The 19,353-nt window shown below is 58.5% G+C and carries 19 protein-coding genes; 9 read left to right on the top strand and 10 right to left on the bottom strand.

The window, feature by feature from the left end:
- Positions 1–7: 7 nt before the first annotated feature.
- From lptC to QMK58_RS04680, 8 genes are all read left to right on the top strand, one after another.
- Positions 8–580, top strand: a complete 573-nt coding sequence (lptC, locus tag QMK58_RS04715; protein ID WP_053154597.1) for an LPS export ABC transporter periplasmic protein LptC — start codon at positions 8–10, stop codon at positions 578–580.
- Positions 567–1,115 carry a lipopolysaccharide transport periplasmic protein LptA gene (gene lptA, locus QMK58_RS04710; protein WP_034147097.1) on the top strand — a complete coding sequence of 183 codons (549 nt, stop codon included), beginning with the start codon at positions 567–569 and terminating at the stop codon, positions 1,113–1,115. Before lptC ends, lptA begins: the two co-directional genes overlap by 14 nt.
- Complete coding sequence (lptB, locus tag QMK58_RS04705; protein ID WP_053154596.1) at positions 1,115–1,840, top strand: LPS export ABC transporter ATP-binding protein; 726 nt, start codon at positions 1,115–1,117, stop codon at positions 1,838–1,840. The genes lptA and lptB overlap by 1 nt, the downstream gene beginning before the upstream one ends.
- Positions 1,841–2,027: 187 nt before the next feature.
- Positions 2,028–3,521, top strand: a complete 1,494-nt coding sequence (locus QMK58_RS04700; RefSeq protein WP_053154593.1) for an RNA polymerase factor sigma-54 — start codon at positions 2,028–2,030, stop codon at positions 3,519–3,521.
- Positions 3,522–3,595: 74 nt separating this feature from the next.
- Complete coding sequence (gene hpf / locus QMK58_RS04695) at positions 3,596–3,904, top strand: ribosome hibernation-promoting factor, HPF/YfiA family (RefSeq protein WP_007941242.1); 309 nt, start codon at positions 3,596–3,598, stop codon at positions 3,902–3,904.
- 12 nt (positions 3,905–3,916) lie between these two features.
- The gene (gene ptsN / locus QMK58_RS04690; RefSeq protein WP_320395941.1) at positions 3,917–4,381 is read left to right on the top strand and encodes a PTS IIA-like nitrogen regulatory protein PtsN; all 465 of its coding nucleotides are present in this window, start codon (positions 3,917–3,919) and stop codon (positions 4,379–4,381) included.
- 2 nt (positions 4,382–4,383) lie between these two features.
- Positions 4,384–5,241 (top strand): RNase adapter RapZ, encoded by an 858-nt coding sequence (gene rapZ / locus QMK58_RS04685; protein ID WP_053154588.1) that lies wholly within the window; start codon positions 4,384–4,386, stop codon positions 5,239–5,241.
- Positions 5,242–5,257: 16 nt separating this feature from the next.
- Complete coding sequence (locus QMK58_RS04680) at positions 5,258–5,533, top strand: HPr family phosphocarrier protein (protein ID WP_053154585.1); 276 nt, start codon at positions 5,258–5,260, stop codon at positions 5,531–5,533.
- Positions 5,534–5,582: 49 nt separating this feature from the next.
- Here the strand turns inward: QMK58_RS04680 and QMK58_RS04675 are convergent, their stop codons facing one another.
- From QMK58_RS04675 to pmbA, 6 genes are all read right to left on the bottom strand, one after another.
- The gene (locus QMK58_RS04675) at positions 5,583–6,476 is read right to left on the bottom strand and encodes a ZIP family metal transporter (RefSeq protein ID WP_320395940.1); all 894 of its coding nucleotides are present in this window, start codon (positions 6,474–6,476) and stop codon (positions 5,583–5,585) included.
- Between the two features lie 28 nt (positions 6,477–6,504).
- On the bottom strand, positions 6,505–7,116 hold the full coding sequence (locus QMK58_RS04670) for a superoxide dismutase (protein ID WP_053154580.1): 612 nt from the start codon (positions 7,114–7,116) through the stop codon (positions 6,505–6,507).
- A gap of 1 nt (position 7,117) precedes the next feature.
- Complete coding sequence (locus tag QMK58_RS04665; RefSeq protein WP_053154577.1) at positions 7,118–7,546, bottom strand: hypothetical protein; 429 nt, start codon at positions 7,544–7,546, stop codon at positions 7,118–7,120.
- 28 nt (positions 7,547–7,574) lie between these two features.
- Positions 7,575–8,951 (bottom strand): class II fumarate hydratase, encoded by a 1,377-nt coding sequence (locus QMK58_RS04660; protein ID WP_320395939.1) that lies wholly within the window; start codon positions 8,949–8,951, stop codon positions 7,575–7,577.
- A complete protein-coding gene (locus tag QMK58_RS04655; RefSeq protein WP_320395938.1) occupies positions 8,935–9,339 on the bottom strand; it encodes a FagA protein in 405 nt (134 codons plus the stop codon). The genes QMK58_RS04660 and QMK58_RS04655 overlap by 17 nt, the downstream gene beginning before the upstream one ends.
- Positions 9,340–9,455: 116 nt before the next feature.
- The gene (pmbA, locus tag QMK58_RS04650; protein WP_053154567.1) at positions 9,456–10,802 is read right to left on the bottom strand and encodes a metalloprotease PmbA; all 1,347 of its coding nucleotides are present in this window, start codon (positions 10,800–10,802) and stop codon (positions 9,456–9,458) included.
- A 108-nt stretch (positions 10,803–10,910) separates the two neighbouring features.
- On the opposite strand from pmbA, the gene yjgA reads away from it, so the two are divergent.
- Positions 10,911–11,435 (top strand): ribosome biogenesis factor YjgA, encoded by a 525-nt coding sequence (gene yjgA / locus QMK58_RS04645; protein WP_034148278.1) that lies wholly within the window; start codon positions 10,911–10,913, stop codon positions 11,433–11,435.
- 112 nt (positions 11,436–11,547) lie between these two features.
- Here yjgA and tldD read toward each other — a convergent pair whose 3' ends face one another.
- From tldD to rng, 4 genes are all read right to left on the bottom strand, one after another.
- Positions 11,548–12,990: a metalloprotease TldD gene (gene tldD, locus QMK58_RS04640; protein WP_053154565.1), complete on the bottom strand. Its 1,443-nt coding sequence runs from the start codon at positions 12,988–12,990 to the stop codon at positions 11,548–11,550.
- A gap of 12 nt (positions 12,991–13,002) precedes the next feature.
- A complete protein-coding gene (locus tag QMK58_RS04635) occupies positions 13,003–13,857 on the bottom strand; it encodes a carbon-nitrogen hydrolase family protein (RefSeq protein ID WP_053154562.1) in 855 nt (284 codons plus the stop codon).
- 132 nt (positions 13,858–13,989) lie between these two features.
- Positions 13,990–17,793: a YhdP family protein gene (locus tag QMK58_RS04630; RefSeq protein WP_320395937.1), complete on the bottom strand. Its 3,804-nt coding sequence runs from the start codon at positions 17,791–17,793 to the stop codon at positions 13,990–13,992.
- A 75-nt stretch (positions 17,794–17,868) separates the two neighbouring features.
- The gene (gene rng, locus QMK58_RS04625; RefSeq protein ID WP_053154556.1) at positions 17,869–19,326 is read right to left on the bottom strand and encodes a ribonuclease G; all 1,458 of its coding nucleotides are present in this window, start codon (positions 19,324–19,326) and stop codon (positions 17,869–17,871) included.
- Between the last annotated feature and the right edge of the window lie 27 nt (positions 19,327–19,353).

Below are 19,353 nucleotides of genomic sequence, written 5' to 3'. Positions count from 1 at the left end.
CCAAGTCATGCTGAGCAAAAAGTTTCGCAAATTCCTGGTATACGGCTGCATCGCGGCGATTTTCGCCGCGGTCGGCTACTGGAACATCAGCCCTGAGCGCTTCCTCGACAAACCGGTTGTGCAGGTGGATGAAAGCGCGATTGACTATTACGCGCTCAACGCCCACAGCGTGCAGTTTTTACCTGACGGAAAACTGCAATACGAAATGACCTCGGACAAGGTCGAACACCTGAAATCGACCGAAGTGACGTTGCTGACAAACCCCGACCTGAACATGTTTCGCGGCACCGAGTTCCCGTGGCACGTGCAGAGCGAAAAGGGTGAAGTCAATCCAGACGGCACGCAGGTCGAACTGATCGATTCGGTACGCATCACGCGCTTCGATGAGAAAAATCGCAGAACCCTGATCACCACCACCCGTATGACTGTGTTTCCACAGCAGCAATATGCGCAGACCGATCAACCCGTTAGAATCGACGGCGCTGGTGGTGTATCGACAGGCAACGGAATGAAAGCGTACCTGAAAGAAAGCAGGATACACCTGCTATCGAACGTAAGAGGACAGTATGAGGCTCGTTAAAACCCTCCCTATTTTGCTCAGTCTGGGCGCAGCACTGGGAAGCGTGAGCGCCTGGGCTCTGCCGGACGATCAACAACAGCCTATTCGCATTCAGGCCGACGACGCCCAACTGGACGACAAGAACGGCATCGCGACCTATACGGGCGATGTGATCATCACCCAGGGCTCGATGAAGGTCACCGGCAACAAAGTGACCATGACCCGCACCCCCAATGGCGACATCGACGTGGTGACCTCGGTTGGCAACCTGGCCTACTTCGAGCAGTTGCAAACAGCGGGCGACACCAAGCCGGTTCAGGGTTACGGCGTGACCATCCAGTACCACGCCTCGCAGAATCGAGTAGTCCTTATCGACCGCGCCAAAGTGATCGACAAGGACAACAACGTCACCCAAGGCGAGAAAATCGTCTACGACACCGAGAAGAAACTCGCCAGCGCCGGTCGCGCAACAGGCAGCAAAGTGACCGAGTCGCGCCCGCGGATCGACATGGTAATCCAGCCGAAGAAGAAAACCGACGAGCAGAAGGCCCAGTAATGGCAACTCTGAAAGCCCAGCATCTGGCCAAGGCCTACAAGAGTCGCCAGGTCGTGCGTGACGTCAGCCTGTCCATCGACAGCGGCCAGATTGTCGGCCTGCTTGGCCCGAATGGCGCCGGCAAGACCACCTGTTTTTACATGATCGTAGGCCTGGTTCAGGCCGATCAGGGCCGCGTCCTGATCGACGACCTGGATGTCAGCCATCAGCCAATGCATGGTCGCGCGAAGGCCGGCATCGGCTATCTGCCGCAGGAAGCGTCGATTTTCCGCAAACTTTCGGTAGCGGACAACATCATGGCTATTCTCGAGACCCGCAAGGAGCTTGATAAGGCCGGTCGTCGCAAGGAACTGGAAAGCCTGCTCCAGGAGTTCCACATCAGTCACATCCGCGACAATCTCGGCATGAGCCTGTCCGGTGGTGAGCGCCGCCGCGTGGAAATCGCCCGGGCACTGGCAACCAACCCGAAATTCATTTTGCTCGACGAGCCATTCGCCGGCGTGGACCCGATTTCAGTGGGTGACATCAAACAGATCATTTACCACCTCAAGGCCAAGGGCATTGGCGTGCTGATCACCGACCACAACGTCCGTGAAACCCTGGACATCTGTGAAACCGCCTATATCGTCAACGACGGACAATTGATTGCCGAAGGTGATGCCGAGACGATCCTTGCCAACGACCTCGTCAAGGAAGTGTACCTGGGGCATGAATTCCGCCTGTAAGGGCAGAGGCATTTCGGTTTTCGCCGGGACGCCGCGCATGCCTGATGAAGCTTTATAGTATTTTATTGTTACAGCGGTCTAGGCAAAGCGCTCTATTTCAGGCATATAACTTGCTTAAGTTTGGCGCTCCGGCGCCCTGTAGTGGATGGCGCATGTGCGCCGGCGAATAAGGTGTTAAGCCCCTGCCATGAAACCATCGCTAGTCTTGAGAATGGGCCAGCAGCTGACGATGACACCGCAGCTGCAACAGGCCATCCGCCTGCTCCAATTGTCGACCCTGGACCTGCAACAGGAAATCCAGGAGGCGCTGGAGTCCAATCCGATGCTCGAACGCCAGGAAGAAGGCGACGACTTCGATAACGCCGACCCGTTGGCCGACAACATCGAACAAAAGCCCAACACCGACATCCAGGAACCCTCCTATCAGGAAAGCGCTCCGACGGTAGATAACCTCGAAGAAGGCGACTGGAACGAGCGCATTCCCAATGAACTCCCCGTCGACACCGCGTGGGAAGACGTTTACCAGACAAGCGCCAGCAGCCTGCCCAGCAACGATGACGATGAATGGGACTTCACCACCCGTACATCTGCCGGGGAAAGCCTGCAGAGCCATTTGCTGTGGCAATTGAACCTGGCACCTATGTCCGACACCGATCGACTGATCGCTGTCACCTTGATCGACTGCATCAACAATCAGGGCTACCTGGACGAAACCCTTGAGGAAATCCTTGAGGCCTTCGATCCGGAACTGGACATTGAGCTGGACGAGATTGAAGCGGTCCTGCACCGCATTCAGCAATTCGAACCGTCCGGCATTGGCGCCCGCAACCTGGGTGAATGCCTGCTATTGCAATTGCGCCAGTTGCCAGCCAAAACACCTTGGCTGGTTGAAGCCAAACGTCTCGTCACCGACTATATCGATTTGCTCGGCAGCCGCGATTACAGCCAGCTGATGCGTCGCATGAAGCTCAAGGAAGATGAACTGCGCCAGGTCATCGAACTGGTCCAGAGTCTCAACCCGCGCCCTGGCTCGCAGATCGAGTCTACCGAAGCCGAGTACGTGGTGCCTGACGTCATCGTGCGCAAGGACAACGAGCGCTGGCTGGTGGAACTGAATCAGGAGTCGGTGCCACGCCTTCGGGTCAATGCCCAGTATGCAGGCTTCGTACGCCGCGCCGACACCAGCGCCGACAACACTTTCATGCGTAATCAGTTGCAGGAGGCCCGCTGGTTCATCAAGAGCCTTCAAAGCCGCAACGAAACCCTGATGAAAGTAGCCACCCAGATCGTCGAGCATCAGCGCGGCTTCCTGGAGTACGGCGATGAAGCCATGAAGCCACTGGTTTTGCATGACATCGCCGAAGCGGTGGGCATGCACGAATCAACGATTTCGCGGGTAACCACCCAGAAGTTCATGCACACCCCTCGCGGCATTTATGAACTGAAATACTTTTTCTCCAGCCACGTCAGTACCTCCGAAGGCGGCGAATGCTCGTCTACGGCGATCCGCGCGATCATCAAAAAACTGGTTGCCGCGGAAAATCAGAAAAAGCCGTTGAGTGACAGCAAGATCGCTGGTTTACTGGAGGCACAAGGCATTCAGGTGGCTCGCCGCACCGTCGCCAAGTACCGCGAATCTCTCGGGATCGCGCCTTCGAGCGAACGCAAGCGGTTGATGTAGAGCCACGCCACAGCGTTCCAGTGGCAGATCATCTGATCTGCCGCTTTATGCACTGGCAACGAAGGAGAAGCTGTATGCAAGTCAACATCAGTGGACACCAACTGGAAGTGACCGAACCTCTTCGCACCTACATCGGCGAAAAACTCGAACGATTGGAGCGACATTTCGACAAGATCACTAATGTGCAGGTCACGATGACCGTCGAAAAACTGAAGCAGAAAATCGAAGCCACGCTGCATATTCCCGGGAATGAAGTGGTCGCCAACGCGGAACATACCGATATGTATGCCGCGATCGACGCACTCACCGACAAGCTGGATAAACAACTCAAAAAACATAAGGAAAAGACCCAGAGCCTCCTCCAGGGCGCAACCGGTCGTTAACACTCCCTACCCATGATCCGACTTGAAAGTATCCTGACCCCCGGCCGTTCCCTGGTGAACGTGCCGGGAGGCAGTAAAAAGAAAGCCCTCGAACAAATTGCCAATCTGATCGCCCGCGAAGTGCCGGCTCTGGAGATGCAAGATGTCTTCGAGGCATTGATTGCCCGTGAAAAACTCGGCTCCACCGGGTTTGGCAATGGCATCGCCATTCCTCATTGTCGCCTGAAGGGCTGCGTGTCACCCATCAGTGCCCTGATGCATCTGGATGCGCCTATCGACTTCGACGCTATCGATGGCGCCCCGGTTGACCTGCTGTTCGTGCTGTTGGTCCCGGAAGCTGCTACCGACGCACACCTGGAGCTGTTACGACAGATCGCCAGCATGCTCGACCGCAAGGAAGTGCGCGAAAAACTGCGCAGCGCAGCGAGCAATGAAGCCTTGTATCAGGTCGTCCTGGACGAGCAAAACGGTCATTAATCATGCGCTTGATAATTGTCAGTGGTCGCTCCGGCTCAGGTAAAAGCACCGCCCTCGCCGTGCTCGAGGACAACGGGTACTACTGCATCGACAACTTGCCCGCCGGGTTGTTGCCGGAGCTCGCCGAGCGCGCGCTTATCCACACCGAACTGACTCAACCGCTGGTTGCCGTGTCCATCGACGCTCGCAACCTGCCCAGTCACCTGACACGCTTTCCAGAACTGCTCGAAGAAGTTCGCAGTCGGCATATCCAGTGCGATGTCCTGTACCTGGATGCCGACGAAGAAACACTGCTCAAGCGTTTTTCCGAAACACGTCGGCGCCACCCTCTGAGCAATGCCAATCGCTCGCTGGCCGAAGCGATCAACGTTGAAAGCGTCCTGCTCGGCCCCATTGCCGACCTCGCCGACCTGAAAATAAACACCACCAATCTGAACCTGTATCAATTGCGCGACTCGATCAAGCTGCGCCTGTTGAACCAGCCGGAACCCGGCACGGCATTTCTGGTGGAGTCCTTTGGGTTCAAGCGTGGCATGCCGGTAGACGCTGACCTGGTGTTCGACGTTCGTTGCCTGCCCAATCCTTATTGGAAACCGGAACTGCGCGAACTGTCCGGACTCGATCAGCCGGTTGCCGATTATCTGGCGGCGCAGCCAGACGTCGAAGAGATGTACCAGGACATTTCCACATACCTGTTAAAGTGGCTCCCTCGCTTTGCCGCCAGCAACCGCGCCTATGTCACCATTGCGATCGGCTGCACCGGCGGGCACCACCGTTCCGTCTACCTGACCGAGCGGCTGGGCAAAACCCTGCACCAAACATTGAAGAACGTCCAGGTCCGCCACCGCGACCTCAGTTAAAGGGATTCACATCGCGATGCCTGCTCTGGAAATCGAAATCATCAACAAGCTGGGCTTGCATGCCCGCGCTTCCGCAAAGTTCGTTGGCGTCGCCGGCCAATTCAAGGATTGCACCATCAGGGTAGGACGCACACCAGAATCCACCATTGATGGCAAAAGCATCATGGCCATGATGATGCTCGCTGCCGGCAAGGGCACCAAAATTCATCTGAGCACGCAAGGCGAGCAAGAACAGGAAGCGCTGGATGCGCTGGTCGCATTGATCAACAACTTCTTCGACGAAGGCGAGTAACTTCAAAAGATCGCAGCCTCTGCAGGTGCTGCCGCAGGCTGCGATCTTATTATGCCAACGCGGTATCCATCACCATCATCAAACAAAAACCGATCAACAACCCAAGACTGGCCAGCTTGTCGTGGCCGTGTCGGCGCGATTCGGGAATGATTTCGTGGGTCACCACCAAGAGCATCGCCCCCGCAGCCAGCGCCAACCCCAATGGCAACAACAACTCGGCCAAACTCACCAACCAGGCGCATAGCAGCGCGAACACGGGCTCAACCAACCCTGAAGCTGCTCCAATCAGGAATGCCTTGAACCGCGGCATCCCTGCCCCGGCCAACACCAGCGCGATAACCAACCCTTCCGGCACATCTTGCAAGGCGATACCCATCGCCAGACTATCGGCATCCGCCATACCGCCACCGGCCGAAACGCCCACAGCCATGCCCTCGGGAATGTTATGGGCAATGATCGCGAACACGAACAGCCAGATCCTTGGTGGAATGATCGGATGTTCGACGGTACCGATGAGCATTTCCGGCGAGGCCCCGGACACTTTGCGATCCACCAGAAACAGGCCAAACGAACCTAGCATGATGCCAACACAGATCAGGCCGCTGGCCGAAAACGGGCTCATACCGAGGTGTTCCGCCGCGGCAATGCCAGGCACGATCAGCGAAAACGCCGTCGCCGCCAGCATGACCCCGGCACCGAATCCCAACAACGTATCACTGAGTGCCTGCGCCATACTGCGGATCACCAGAACCGGCACCGCGCCAAGCGCGGTTCCAAGGGCGCAGATCGCTCCGCCCTGCAGCGCTCGTGACAGTTTCGGCGCAAGGTCCAACCATTCCAACCCGTGCGCAACCAGCAAACTCATGCCCGCCAGCAGAAGCAGCGATCCAAACGCGTAACGAAATAATCGTCCACTTCCGATCGCCAGTGTTTCAGTGCCCATAGTCAGCCTTGAATTGTTTTTTAAGGACTTAAACCATTGCGGCCTGATACCGCGCAGCCACTTCCGGCCAATTGATCACGTTGTAAAACGCACTGATGTATTCCGGGCGACGGTTCTGATATTGCAAGTAATAGGCGTGCTCCCAAACATCCAGACCCAGTATTGGCGTGTTGCCGTTCATCAGCGGACTGTCCTGGTTGCCGCTGCTTTCCACGATCAGGGTCTTTTGTGGGGTCACGCTCAACCACGCCCAGCCGCTGCCGAATCGGGTCAACGCAGCTTTGGTGAAAACGTCTTTGAAATTGTCCAGACCGCCCAGTTGCTCGTCGATAGCCTTGGCCAGCTCACCCTCGGGTTTGCCGCCGCCGGTGGGTGCCATGACTTCCCAAAACAGTGAATGGTTGGCGTGTCCACCGCCCTGGTTGATCACTGCCGCTCGTAGCTTTTCCGGGAGTTGCTGAACCGCCGACACCAGTTTCTCCACCGGCCATTCGGCGAATTCGGTCCCTTCAACAGCGGCGTTGAGGTTGTTGATGTAGGTCTGGTGATGTTTGGTGTAATGAATTTCCATGGTCTGCGCATCGATGTGCGGTTCCAGGGCGTCATAGGCGTACGGCAAGGCGGGCAGAGTAAAAGCCATTTCAGTGGACTCCATGATGATGAGGCGCAGGCGTCGCAGCATCGATATGCAGTAATCGATGGCTGCGCGGGTATTCGCCGTGATCGCTGATAAAATTCAGCAGCTCGACGTAAGTCTTGCTGCTCTGGCGTGACGCAGCTTCGCGCAGTGCCGGTGATAGACGCGGATCCTGCAGGGTCTGCAACAGCCGCTGGTGGATGGCGCAAAGGTATTCGGCGCTTTCCTCCGGCTGGTTCAGGCGCAAATGCAGGTCCGCCAGGTTGTGATGGGAAATCACGCAAGCCGCCACCGCTTCATCGGCATTCGCCCAGCGCTCGAACAACACCTGGGCCAGGGCCAATGCCTGCAGATAGGCCTCACGGGCATCGACCAGTTCACCCAGCATGAAAAAGCGATTGGCTCTTTCGATCGTGCGTTTCCAGTGCTCCATAGGTGTGCCTCCAAAGCGGTAGCGGCGTTTACACGCCGCCAGCGGTGAGTTTTTCCGGGTTGAGCAGTTCTTCCAGCTGGCTGCGTGACAGGTCGGTGTGCTCCAGCGCGACATCAATGACTGGTCGACTCTGCTGATAGGCCTTCTTGGCGATTTCGGCGGCCTTCTGATAACCAATGATCGGATTGAGTGCCGTCACCAGAATCGGGTTGCGCGACAGTGCTTCCTTGATCCGGACTTCGTTGACCTTGAAACTGGCAATGGCCTTGTCACCCAACAAACGGCTTGAGGTGGCCAGCAACTCGATGCTGCTCAACAGGTTCTGGGCAATGATCGGCAACATCACGTTGAGTTCGAAGTTGCCGGACTGACCAGCAATGGTGATCACCGTGTCGTTACCGATGACCTGCGCCGCGACCATAGCGGTGGCCTCTGGAATCACCGGGTTGACCTTGCCCGGCATGATCGAGGAGCCCGGCTGCAAGGCCTCCAGTTCGATTTCGCCGAGACCGGCCAACGGACCGGAGTTCATCCAGCGCAGGTCATTGGCGATTTTCATCAGTGACACGGCAGAGGCCTTGAGTTGGCCGGAGACAGCGACGGCGGTGTCCTGGGAGCCGATCAGCGCAAACAAGTCCTTGCCGGGTTGGAACTGAACGTGAGTCAACTGGCTAAGCTGCTGGCAGAAACGTGCGGCGAACTCGGGATGCGCATTGACGCCAGTACCCACCGCTGTCCCGCCCTGTGCCAGGGATTGCAGCGCGGGTTGCAAGCCTTGCAAATGACCGATGTTGGCCTTGAGCTGTTGCGCCCAGCCATTGAGCACCTGGCTCATGCGCACCGGCATGGCGTCCATCAGGTGGGTGCGTCCGGTTTTGACGTGGTGATGAACCTGCTCGGCCTTGCGCTCGATCACCTGTACGAGGTGCGTCAGCGCCGGCAATAACTGTTCGTGCAACGCCAGCGCCGCACTGACGTGAATCGTGGTCGGGATGATGTCGTTGCTGCTTTGGCCGCAATTGACATGATCATTGGGGTTTACCGGCTCGCCGAGCACTCGGCTGGCCAGCGTGGCGATCACTTCGTTGGCGTTCATGTTGGAGCTGGTGCCGGAGCCGGTCTGGAAAATATCCACCGGAAAATGCTGCATGAAATCGCCTTCGAGCAGACCCTGGGCCGCATCGACGATGGCCTTGCCCTGGGCCTCGCTGATCTGCCTGAGCTCGACGTTGGCCCGGGCGGCGGCAGCCTTGGCCAGGATCAGCGCGCGAATGAACTGCACGGGCATGGGTTTGCCACTGATCGGGAAGTTATCCACCGCACGTTGCGTCTGTGCGCCATAGAGGGCGTCTTCCGGCACTTGAAGTTCGCCCATGCTGTCGCGCTCACTACGTGTCTTGGTCATCTGAAAATCCTTGCACCAGTTCAGTTAGGGGAATCGAAGGCTGCAACTCGCAGGTCGCCAGTTGCCAGGTGTAGCTTTGCCAACGCTTGAGGCGGCATTTGCACAAAGAGAGACGTTCGAGTTCGCGCAGTGGGCGCCAGGCCTGGTCGAGACAGTAAGTGCGCCAATGCCACGGCAGCGCGACATCGGCGGCGGTATCAAGCAACAAACGGAAGGAAGTTTCGGCGACGATCCACGGTGAGGTAGCCGTGCAGCAGGCCAGATACCGACCTTCGGCCAGATAGTGGTCGATCAGGCGCGGCTCGTCAGGGTTCATCGCGCAACGGATCTGGCGACTCATCCAGCGCCAGTTTTCAAGGTACGGCTGCTCGTGCAAGGCAGAACTCACGATCCGAGGCTCATTCGGTAATGGGATTTATTATTAGATGATAATGAGAACCAAAACAAGAAAAAAGGCGCGCCACCCAATAGGGTGGCGCGCCTTTTTGTATAGAGGTGGAGGCTTTAGCTGCCCGCCACCGTCATCCGCTCGATCAACACCGAACCCGTACGAATGTTGCTGCGCAGTTCCAGGTCATTACCCACGGCAACAATCTGCTTGAACATGTCACGCATGTTCCCGGCGATGGTGACTTCCTGCACCGCAAACTGGATTTCACCGTTCTCAACCCAGTAACCCGCTGCACCTCGGGAATAATCGCCGGTCACCATGTTCAGGCCCTGCCCCATCAATTCAGTCACCAGCAGGCCACGCCCCATGCGCCGCAGCAAGGCCGCCTGGTCTTCATCTCCATGAGTGACGAACAGGTTATGTACGCCGCCAGCGTTTGCTGTACTTGGCATGCCGAGTTTGCGACCGGAATAGGTGCCGAGGATGTAGGACACCAACTCACCTTTTTCGACGAACGGTTTGGCATAGGTCGCCAGACCATCACCATCGAATGCCGCACTGCCCATCGCGCGCATCAAATGCGGACGCTCATCTATGGTCAGCCATTGCGGAAACAACTTCTGCCCCAGCGTGCCTTCAAGGAACGAGGATTTACGGTACAAACTGCCGCCGGAGATCGCCGACAGGAAACTCCCGAACAACCCACCGGCCAGTTCGGCGGAAAACAGCACCGGGACTTCGCACGTCGGCACCGGACGCGCACCGAGACGGCTGGCTGCCCGTTGCGCCGCACGCTGGCCAATGCTCACCGGGTCGGCCAGCAAATTGCCCTGGCGGTTTACGTCGTACCAGTAATCACGCTGCATCTGGCCATCGGCCTCAGCGATCATCACACAGCTCAAACTGTGCCGGGTCGATGCGTAGCCGCCGACAAAGCCATGGCTGTTACCGTAGACACGGCAGCCCTGATGAGTGCTGAGTGTCGTGCCGTCGGCGTTCTTGATCCGGCTGTCGGCGTCAAACGCAGCAGCTTCACAGGCCAGCGCCTGTTCGATGGCTTGTTCCGGGGTGATGTCCCATTGATGGAACAGATCGAAATCCTGAAGATCACGCGCCATCAGTGCAGCATCCGCCAGTCCCGAGGCTTCGTCTTCCGAGGTGTGTTTGGCGATAGCCAATGCTGCAGCGACCGTCTCGCGAATCGCATCCGGCCCACTGGCCGAAGTGCTGGCCGAGCCTTTGCGCTGGCCGACATACAAGGTGATGCCAAAACCCTGGTCACGGTTGAATTCAACGGTTTCGACTTCACGCTGACGCACTGTGGTCGACAGGCCCTGCTCCAGGGAGACCGCGACTTCACAGGCACTGGCGCCCTGGCGCTTGGCTTCAGCGATGATCTGCTCGACTTGTTCCTGCAGTGCCGGCAACGCTTGTGGACCGACGCTTTCAACTGCACTCATGCTGTTCTCCACTCAAATTCTGCTTTCGGTAACGGTCATCGAGCGACCGGGCCGGACAAGCGGCCCCCGACTGGTTATCATGGCGGCGTTTCTTTGCGGACGGCCACCATGGTTGATTCTTACGACGACTCCCTCGATACGGGAGAAAAAAGCAAATCCCAGGTCAAACGCGAGCTGCATGCTCTGGTTGATCTCGGCGAGCGCCTTACAACACTCAAGCCTGACTTGCTGGCAAAACTGCCGTTGACCGACGCTATGCGCCGGGCCCTGGCCGATGCGCCCAAGCACACCGCGAATATCGCGCGTAAACGGCACCTTCAGTTCATCGGCAAACTGATGCGCGATCAGGACACTGACGCCATTCTGGTTTTGCTCGATCAACTCGATGCCTCCACTCGCCAGTACAACGAACGCTTCCACAACCTGGAACGTTGGCGTGATCGCCTGATCGCCGGCGACGATGCCGTGCTGGAAAAATTCGTCGTCGACTACCCGGACGCGGATCGCCAGCAATTGCGCTCCCTGATCCGGCAGGCCCAGCACGAGGTTGCGCAAAACAAACCTCCTGCTTCCAGCCGTAAAATCTTCAAGTACATCCGTGAGCTGGACGAGACTCAACGCGGTCTGCGTTAATTCTCGCCCCCTGTAGGAGCTGCCGCAGGCTGCGATCTTTTGATCTTGTTTCTCAAAAGCAAAATCAAAAGATCGCAGCCCTCGGCAGCTCCTGCACGGGATGTATGCCTCCTTACGAACCCGTGCCACCCACGGTGATCGCATCAATCTTCAGCGTTGGCTGGCCGACACCCACCGGCACCGACTGCCCATCCTTGCCGCACGTCCCCACACCACTGTCCAGTGAGAGGTCGTTACCGACCATCGACACTTTGCTCATGGCTTCCGGCCCGTTGCCGATCAGTGTTGCACCTTTGACCGGGGCAGTGATCTTGCCGTCCTCGATCAGATACGCCTCGCTGGTGGAGAACACGAATTTGCCGCTGGTGATATCCACCTGACCGCCGCCGAGATTGGCGCAGTAGATTCCGCGTTTCACCGAGGCGATGATTTCTTGCGGATCGCTTTCGCCGGCGAGCATGTAAGTGTTGGTCATGCGCGGCATCGGCAGGTGCGCATAGGATTCTCGACGACCATTGCCGGTGCGGGCCACGCCCATCAGGCGGGCATTGAGCTTGTCCTGCATGTAGCCTTTGAGCACGCCGTTCTCGATCAGCGTGGTGCACTCGGTCGGCGTGCCTTCGTCATCGACACTCAACGAGCCACGGCGACCGGCCAGGGTGCCGTCATCGACGATGGTGCAAAGCTTGGACGCAACCATTTCGCCCATGCGTCCGCTGTAAGCCGAACTGCCCTTGCGATTGAAATCGCCTTCCAGACCATGCCCGACCGCTTCGTGCAGCAGCACGCCCGACCACCCGGAACCGAGCACCACCGGCAAGGTACCGGCCGGTGCCGGAATCGCTTCAAGATTGACCAGTGCCTGGCGCAATGCTTCACGGGCATAGCCCATGGCGCGGTCTTCGGCGAGGAAATAGCGGTAGTCGGTACGACCGCCACCGCCATGTCCACCGCGCTCGCGACGACCGTTCTGCTCGACGATCACACTGACATTGAAACGCACCAGCGGTCGCACGTCCGCCGCCAGGCCGCCGTCGGTGGAGGCCACCAGAATCCGCTCCCAGACACCGGCCATGCTCACGGTGACCTGCTGGATACGCGGATCGAGCGCGCGGGTGGCGGCGTCGATGCGCTTGAGCAAATCGACTTTCTCGGCACGGGACAGCACTTCCAGCGGATTGTCCGGCCCATACAACTGCGCGACATCTTGCGTGGTGAACGCCTGTACCGTGCCATTCTGCCCGGCGCGAGAAATCGAACGGGCAGCACGGGCTGCTGCGCCCAAGGCTTCCAGGGTGATGGCGTTGCTATAAGCAAAACCGGTTTTTTCACCCGATTGCGCCCGCACACCCACACCCTGATCGAGGTTGAAGCTGCCTTCCTTGACGATGCCGTCTTCCAACGCCCAGGACTCGGAAATCTGCCCCTGGAAATACAGGTCGGCGGCATCGATGCCCGGGCCAGCCAGATCGCCGAGCACACCTTGCAGGCTCTCGATCGTCACGCCGCCGGGCGCCAGGAGGTGTTCACTGACTGAGGACAACAACTCGCTCATATGTTTTACGCCTTAAATTCGTCGTTCTGATGCAGGTCGCTGGGCGCCCTGCGAGAAAAAGCGCCGATGAGTGGACACCGGCATCCGCGCCCGGATGGACGCCTGTTCGCTGCTGTCGCGTTCGGCCAGCAGCACGGCCTCGCCTTGATCCTGTTGCGCCAGCACCCGCCCCCAGGGATCGATGATAGCAGCGTGACCGAAAGTCTCTCGCGGCCCCGGATGCGTCCCGCCCTGGGCAGCCGCAAGCACATAACACTGGGTCTCGATGGCTCGTGCGCGAATCAGCACTTCCCAGTGCGCGGCGCCGGTCACGGCAGTAAACGCAGAAGGCGCCGTAATCAGTTGCGCACCGGCAGCGCGTAACTCGCTGTACAGCTCCGGGAAGCGCAAGTCATAACAGACCGTCAGACCAACCCGACCGACCGGTGTGTCTGCCACCACGACGCCACTGCCATAAGCATAGTCATCGGATTCGCGATAACGTCCGCGATTGTCCGCCACGTCGACGTCGAACAAGTGCAGCTTGTCATAGCGCGCCATCGTTTCGCCCTGGTCATCAACCAGCAACGAACAGGCGTGTACCTTGGCCGCCGGCTGATCCACCGGTGGCAACGGCAAGGTGCCAGCCACTATCCATAACTTGAGGTCGCGCGCGGTCTGTTTCAACCACGGCAGGATCGGGCCTTCGCCCAACGCTTCGGCGCGGCCGATATCGGCGATGTCACGGCGCCCCATGGCAGCGAAATTCTCCGGCAGCACGGCAAGCCTCGCACCGCCCGCAGCCGCTTGTTCAAGCAAACGACGGGCCTGGGCCAAGTTGGCCAGCACATCGCTCTGGCTGACCATTTGAATCACCGCGACAGACATGGATTGATCCTTTCTGAAATAAACACAGACCCTGTAGGAGCTGCCGAAGGCTGCGATCATTTGATTTGAAACAGCAAGATCAAAAAATCGCAGCCTTCGGTCATGCTACTCCATAGCCTCTAAGCGTGGCTTTCAAAAAGGTTTTTCAAAGGTGATTTTCGGCTCTTTCCACGGCCCTTTGACCGTGTACTTGACGCTGGCGAAACGCGAGACGCGGTCGCCGATCAGCTTGTCCATCAGGAACAGCGCACCACCGATGGCGGGCGCGCCGACAATCAGCGCAGCAATCGGCAGGTTGTTGGTCACCGGCAAGGTCACCAGCAATTTCGCATCGATCTTGTCAGCCACCATATTCAACGTACCGTCGAGCTCGATGGTGCTGGACGGGCCTGTCAAGCGAATCGGCTCACGGGTGACATACACACCGTTCGTCGCCACCAGCAAACCTTTGACCCGGTCATAACTCAGGCCTTTGCCAAACAGGTCGGAAAAATCGAGACGCAGGCGACGCCCGATGGAGTTGAAGTTGAGCAGGCCAAACACGCGTAATGCCTGGGCGCTGCCCTCCACCTCGACAAACTGACCTTCATTGAGCGTCGCATCGAGCGTCCCGGAGAAACGCTTGGTGGCGACCCAGGCTGGAGAGCCGGGCCAACGGCCGTCAACGTCCATGTGAAAGTCCTGGCTGGTGACACTCGGCGCAAACCCCCAACCCTTAAGCACATCGGCGAGATTTTTACCGCTGATGCGGCCCTTGTACCAACTGTTGCTGGCGCCAGGTGCTCCTTCCCAGCCACCGCTGCCCACCAGCAAAATGCCCTTGAGGCCCAGATCCAGCGCGTTGAAGGCAATACCTTTGGCTGTCGGTCGAATCTTCAGCGACCACGCGCCGACCAGGTCCTTGCCCTGATACAGCTGATTGATGGTGATATCCACCGCCGGGATTTTCGTCGGGTCCACGGTTGCCAGCGGGTCCGGCGAATTTTCATCGGCCAGCACCTTCGGATCCGGTGCGGGTAAACGGACAGTTTGCAGATTGATCACAATCGGCACGCCTTTCGCGTCAGGAATGCTCGCGCTGCCCTTGACTTGCTGACTGTCGAGTTGCGCCGCCCAGGAGGCCGCTTTACGCGTCAATTGCACCGAAGCCTGATCCAGTGTCGTGCCAATGCCAGTGAGCTTGCCCACTTTGATATCCGCACTGCTGAGCAACTGTTTGGCGCTGCCGCCTGGGTCCTGGCCGGCGTACTTGTCTACCAGCGCCTTCCAAGGGCCGACGTCCAGTTCCGACAACACACCGCGTATTCGCAGGCCCTTAGCGCCAGGCAACACGGCATCGCCGCCGCCCAGGAACAATTCACCGCGACCGTCGGCGAAGTTGGCAGTCGGCGCCGCAAACGTGAAACTCGCCAGGTTCCCGTAGGTGACCCAGTAGCGCCGCTCGGCGCCCTGCAAGGTCATACGAAACGTTGTATCGCGCCCGACATCGGCGGCCAGGCCGAACGGTGCTGGCAAATCGATCGCCACGCCTTTGAGGCTGGAATTGACCATTAACTGGCTGTCGGCACCATCCAGGGTCAGCTGCAGTTGATAAGGGATCACGCCACTGACCGGTAGCGGCTGCGTCACCTTAAGCCAATCGGTGAGTTTCTTGACCTCGACCTGGCCCGAAGCCACAACGCGAGTATTGAGCTTGCCTGCACGGCCATCGGCAAAAATCTGCGCGGACACCGGTTTGTCGAAGGCTCTGGCGCTGATGTTCTGACCACTCAGCCCCTTGCCGCTGTCAAAACGGAAATCTCCTTTGAGCTGGGTCAGTTCCAGCTCAGGTTCGGCCAGCTTCAACCGTGCCTTGGCGGTTTTGAAATCGACGATGATCTTCGGTTGCGTGGCCTTGGCCAGCGGGATATCCAGATTCAGTTTGCCGTGCAACTCACCCTCGCCTTCCCACCCGGCAAAGGTGTCAGCAGTACCGATAGGGGCTTGCTGAAGGATTTTCAGGCCATCGCCCAGTCCACCGGCAAATTGGCCGTCGAGCAAGAGGTGAGAGTCTTGCCCCGCTGGAGCGTGAGGGATATTGACGTAAATATCGCTGACCTGGGTGTCGAGCAACTGTCCCTTGCTGGCCAGAACCCGCACCCCACTGTCTTCGACGAACACATCGCCCGTGACATTACGCACATGCGGCCAGCCCGGCTGGAACGCCAACTCGGCATCGTGAACCTTGAAGAACAGGCTGATGCTGCGATCCGTGTCCTTGGCATCGTGGCTCAGTGATCCCTGATACTGGAAGAAACCCTGGTCGACCGCGCCTTTCAGAATGGCGGTGCGCAGCCATTCATCGAGCGCAGGACTGAGGACTTTCGGCAGGTACTTGGCGGTGTAGCGGCCGTCGCCCTCTACGAGGCCGACCCGCAGGTCCATGTAGTCTTCCTGAGTGTGGTCGAAATGCAGGCGAATCAGGAAGTCACCGGCAATTTTGCCTTCTTCGCCCAGTACCTTCAGGTACGGCGCGACCAGGGTGAAGCTGTCTTTATCCAGCTTCCAGGTCAACCGCGCATTGGCCTGAATGTACTGCCATGGTTTGGCGAAGATAGGGTCCAGGTGCAGCATGAAGTCCTTGCTGTCCATGCGCAGCTCGCCGTGCCCCAGATTTGCGCTGATGCTGCCGCTGACATTTCGCGCCGCCGGAGCGCCGTGATAGGCGTCGAAGCCAACCTGATCGAGGTTGGCGGCGAATTCGAACTTGCTCTCATCAGTGGCATTCGGTCGAACATCAAGCAGCACATTACGCAATCGGCCCGTGACCTTGAGCCGATCTACCACTGTGGCAAAACCTTCGGGCAGCGGCCCGAGGGCATTGATCAGCGGCGTGAGCGGAGTCAGGTCGACACGGTCGGCCTGCAGGTGCCATAGCTCTTCGGTCTTGTCCGTCGCTGCCGTTTGCTTGAGCTGCAAATGCGTTTCCCAGCGCGTCTCGCCGAGGTTCATGGCCAGCGAATCCAGGGTCACCAACATGCCTTCGGCGCTGCGCTGGAAATACCCGTTCAGCGCCAGATTGTTGATCTGGATCGGCTTTCGCTCGGCATAGGCGCCCTTGAGTTGCGGTGCATTCAAGCGCACGGCAGCGCTTTGCATGGCACCCTTGCCCCAGCTCAGCCACAGCTCGCCTCCGGCCTTGATCTCGGTGAAATTCCATTGCCGGGTGAGCGTTTCGGGCAACCACTTCGACCAGTCGCTTTGCGGCAGACTCAGATAGACTTGCGCCTCGCCATCCTTCCACTGGCTGGCGCGAATGCGCGTGCGCAGGCTCATGGCCATCGGCTGACCGTCAGGAAGGGTCAAGCGAGCATCGAGCCGCTGACGAGTGGAGCCAACTTTCAGACTCATGCCGACATAGGTCAAGGTCATCGGTGACTCGCCAAACGGTTGCAGAGTGACCTGGCTGTCGAGTACCGACAGTTGCTGAATCATCTGCATCTGGTTCAGCAACTGCTCCGGATCGAGGGGCTGATCGTCCTTCACCGGCAACCCTTCCAGCGCCCACTGGCCATCCTCGCCTTGCTTGAGGCTGATCTTCAGCCCGTTGAGCTCCAGATGAGCGATACGCACCTGGCGCGCCAGCACACTGGCCCAAAGGTCCGGGACTGCGCGCACCTGATCCAGATGCAAGGCATTGGCCCCCTCACCGACCGTCACGTCGTGAGCCAGCAGAATCGGGGCAAAGCCGCTCCAGCGTCCTTCCAGCTCGCCGATCTGCAACGGCATGCCCAAGGCACTGGTGGCTTTGCTTTCGACTTCGGCACGGTACTCGGCCACCAACGGTGACAATTCGCGGCCAAGGCTGACATAGAGCGCCATCAACACCAAAACCAACGCGCACAGGCCCAGACCCCAGCGGGTCATTACGGCCAAAATGCGTGTCAGACGTTCCATGTCAGTTGGCTCCCATGACGAAGTTCCTGCAAAAAACTGCGGCAAGCCGTTGTAGTGCTACTGACGCGTAGGGATTCAGAGCAACACCACGTCGTACTGTTCCTGCGAATACATGGTTTCGACCTGGAACCGAATCGTGCGACCGATAAAGCCTTCAAGCTCGGCGACATTGCCCGACTCTTCATCCAGTAGTCGATCGACAACTTTCTGGTTCGCCAATACACGATAGCCTTCCGCCTGATAGGCGCGAGCTTCACGGAGGATTTCACGGAAGATTTCGTAGCAAACGGTTTCCGGCGTCTTCAGCTTGCCGCGTCCCTGACAGCTGGTGCACGGCTCACACAGCACCTGTTCGAGGCTTTCGCGGGTACGCTTGCGGGTCATCTGCACCAGGCCCAACTCGGTGATGCCGATGATGTTGGTCTTGGCGTGATCGCGCTCCAATTGCTTCTCGAGCGTGCGCAATACCTGGCGTTGGTGCTCTTCATCTTCCATGTCGATGAAGTCGATGATGATGATGCCGCCCAGATTGCGCAGGCGCAGCTGACGTGCGATAGCGGTCGCGGCTTCGAGATTGGTCTTGAAGATGGTTTCTTCGAGGTTGCGATGGCCGACGAACGCCCCGGTGTTGACGTCAATGGTACTCATGGCTTCCGCCGGATCGACCACCAGATAGCCACCGGACTTGAGCGGGACTTTACGTTCCAGCGCTTTCTGGATTTCGTCTTCCACGCCATACAAGTCGAAAATCGGCCGTTCGCCGGGGTAGTGCTCCAGACGATCAGCGATCTCCGGCATGAGTTCGGCGACGAACTGCGTGGTTTTCTGGAAGGTTTCCCGGGAGTCGATGCGGATTTTTTCGATTTTCGGACTGACCAGATCGCGCAGCGTGCGCAACGCCAGACCGAGATCTTCGTAGATCACGCTCGGCGCGCTGATGGTCTTTATCTGCTCGTTGATCTGATCCCAAAGCCGACGCAGGTAGCGGATGTCCATCAGGATCTCGTCCGCGCCGGCGCCTTCGGCCGCCGTGCGCAGGATGAAACCGCCGGCTTCCTTGATGCCTTCCCTGGCCACGCAATCGGTGACCACTTGCTTGAGACGATCGCGTTCGGCTTCGTCTTCGATCTTCAGGGAAATACCGACGTGAGCTGTGCGCGGCATGTACACCAGATAGCGCGAAGGAATCGACAGTTGCGTGGTCAGGCGCGCGCCCTTGGAGCCGATCGGGTCTTTGGTGACTTGCACCACCAGGCTTTGGCCTTCGTGCACCAGGGCACTGATGCTTTCGACCGCAGGGCCTTCTCGCAAGGATATTTCCGACGCGTGAATGAATGCGGCGCGATCAAGGCCGATGTCGACGAAAGCGGCCTGCATACCCGGCAGTACCCGCACGACCTTGCCTTTGTAGATATTGCCGACGATCCCGCGTTTTTGCGTACGCTCGACATGAACCTCTTGCAGGACACCGTTTTCGACCACCGCCACGCGCGATTCCATCGGCGTGATGTTGATCAGAATCTCTTCACTCATGGCAGGGTCTCGTTCAGGCGTATTCAC

This window comes from Pseudomonas sp. P8_241, from assembly GCF_034008315.1.
Taxonomy (GTDB): domain Bacteria; phylum Pseudomonadota; class Gammaproteobacteria; order Pseudomonadales; family Pseudomonadaceae; genus Aquipseudomonas.
Note: the sequence above shows the minus strand (reverse complement) of the source record. Positions and strands in the feature narration are given on the sequence as shown.